The following is a 2,505-nucleotide window of genomic DNA, read 5'->3' on the forward strand; positions in this document are numbered from 1 at the left end:
GCTCGGCGACCTGAACGGCCGTCAGCGAGCCCTTGAACTTGTCCGCGGCGATCAGCACGCGCGTCGGCTCTGTAGTGGAAACGTCCGCCACCTTGCTCCCCTTGCTTTTCGGCCCGGCTCTCGCACAGGCGCTCGCGCCGCAGCGACCCTACCCGCCATGGTCCGGCGTTGCCCATGGGCCCCGGCGGCGCGCCAGCCCCGGAAATACCGCACAATCCGGCCATAGTGGGGCGACATGAGCACCGACACCCCGCAGCCGACCGACCCGGCCGCTCCACCTGGGGCCCCGCCCGGAACTCCGCCCGGAGCCTCGACCGGAACCCCGACCGGTCCGCCACCCGGGCCTCCGCACGACCAGCGGCCGGACCTGGCGGTCGTCTCCATCGGCGCCGCCGCGGTGCTCGGGGTGGTCGCCTGGGCGGCGTTCGGCAAGCACTCCTTCGACCGCGCCTCCTCGGCCGCCCTGGGCTGGGTGCTGTCGAACTTCGCGTGGCTGTTCGTGATCGCGGCCGACGTCTTCCTCGTGATGGCCGTGCTGATCTCGCTGAGCCGGTTCGGCCGGATCCGGCTGGGCCGGGACGAGGACCGGCCGGAGTTCGGCAACCTCGCCTGGATCGCGATGATGTTCAGCGCGGGCATGGGCATCGGCCTGATGTTCTACGGGGTCGGCGAGCCCCTCCAGCACTTCGCCGCCCCGCCGCCCGGCAGCGGGGTCTCCGCGGGTACGGGCGCGTCGGCCCGTACGGCGCTGGAGTACTCGTTCTTCCACTGGACCCTGCACCCCTGGGCGATCTACGGCATGGCCGGGCTCGCCCTCGCCTACGCCGGTTTCCGCAAGGGCCGCGGCAACCGGGTCAGCGCCGCGTTCGTACCGCTGCTCGGCGAGCGGCGCGCGGCCGGCTGGCCGGGCCGCGTCATCGACCTCCTCGCCATCTTCGCCACCGTCTTCGGCACCGCGACCAGCCTCGGCCTCGGCGCGCTCCAGGTGTCGAAGGGCCTGAACATCACCACCGGCGTCGAGGACTCCAAGACCCTCGAACTCATCATCATCGGCTCGCTGTCGGCGGCCTTCGTGCTCTCCGCCTTCTCCGGCCTGCACAAGGGCGTCAAGTGGCTCTCCACCATCAACATCGTGCTCGCCGCGTGTCTGATGCTCTTCGTCTTCGTGCTCGGCCCCACTGTCTTCATCCTCAACACCGTCCCGGCGAGCGCCGGCGGCTATCTGCACGACCTGCTGACGATGGCGACGCGCACCGGCGCGTTCACCGACCCCGAGTGGCTCGGCACCTGGACGATCTTCTACTGGGCCTGGTGGCTGTCCTGGGCCCCGTTCGTCGGCACCTTCATCGCCCGCATCTCCCACGGCCGTACGATCCGCGAGTTCCTGGTCGGGGTGCTGCTGGTGCCCAGCGGGGCGACGGTGATCTGGTTCTGTGTGATGGGCGGCAGCGCGGTGCGCCTGGACATGACGGGCGCGGCCGATCTGACCGGGACCATCAAGGACGGCGCGGAGGCGTCGATGTTCGGGCTGCTGGAGGCGCTGCCCATCGGCACGGTCACCTCGTGGATCGCGATGGCGCTGGTCATGACGTACTTCATCACCAGCGCCGACTCCGCCTCGCTGGTCATGGGCTCGCTCACCAGCCGCGGCGCGCTGCATCCGCGCACCTGGCTGGTGGTCGGCTGGGGCGTGCTGATGGCGGCGGTGGCGGCCGTACTGCTGGTGGCGGGCGGCCTGAACTCGCTCCAGTCGGCGACGATCCTGGTAGCCCTGCCGTTCGTGCTGGTGATGCTCGCGCTGTGCTGGTCGCTCATCAAGGAGCTCCGCGACGATCCGGGCGCGGGCCCGGCCCGCCACCACGCGCTGCACGGGATGCGTGACGCGGTACGGGCCATGGTCGGCGACGTGGTGTCCGAGCAGGGGCCGGTGCGGCACGCGCGGCTGCGCCGGGTGGTGGAGAGCGCGCGGGACCGCGAGGACGGCACGGGGAGCCCGCCGGGGACGTAGGAGACCCTGACCGCGGCGGCGGTCGCCGTCACCCCGGTGGCACAGGCCCCGGCCGCCGCCGCGGTCGCCGTCACCCCGGCCCCGTACGCCGGGTGAGCCGCAGCGCGAGGCGGCGCGGCCGGTAGAAGGCGGCGAGCGGTACGGGCCGCAGGTCGGCGCCCGGTTCGGCGCGGACGTCCCAGCTGCTGACGAGCGTGGCGAGGGCGAGCACGCACTCGGTCACGCCGTAGGCGTCGCCGACGCACTTGCGCGCCCCCGAGCCGAAGCCGACGAACGCGCCGCGGGGCAGGGCGGCGGCGCGGGCCGCCAGCCACCGGTCGGGGTCGAATTCCTGGGCGTCCTGGTGGACGCCGGGGTGGCGGTGGATCGAGGCGGGGCTGATGACCACGGTGGTGCCCGGCGCCAGCGAGCGGCCGGCCAGCTTCGTCTCGGCGGTGGCCACGCGGGTGAACAGCCACCCCGGCGGGTACAGCCGGACCGTCTCGTCGATCACGCGC

General features: G+C 72.9%; 2 protein-coding genes. One reads left to right on the plus strand and one right to left on the minus strand.

Going from position 1 to position 2,505, the window contains the following annotated elements; all coding sequences use genetic code 11:
• The first annotated feature begins 235 nt into the window (after positions 1 to 235).
• The gene (locus ACFU99_RS40755) at positions 236 to 2,008 is read left to right on the plus strand and encodes a BCCT family transporter (RefSeq protein ID WP_384402967.1); all 1,773 of its coding nucleotides are present in this window, start codon (positions 236 to 238) and stop codon (positions 2,006 to 2,008) included.
• 70 nt (positions 2,009 to 2,078) lie between these two features.
• Here the strand turns inward: ACFU99_RS40755 and ACFU99_RS40760 are convergent.
• A partial coding sequence (locus ACFU99_RS40760; RefSeq protein WP_384402970.1) for a cytochrome P450 occupies positions 2,079 to 2,505 on the minus strand: 427 nt, incomplete at its 5' end.

The organism is Streptomyces sp. NPDC057654 (assembly GCF_042800135.1).
GTDB lineage: Bacteria > Actinomycetota > Actinomycetes > Streptomycetales > Streptomycetaceae > Streptomyces.

Excerpts from the sequence above, each read along its gene's own strand:
- ACFU99_RS40755 (WP_384402967.1), top strand. The coding sequence starts at position 236 with ATGAGCACCGACACCCCGCAGCCGACCGACCCGGCCGCTCCACCTGGG.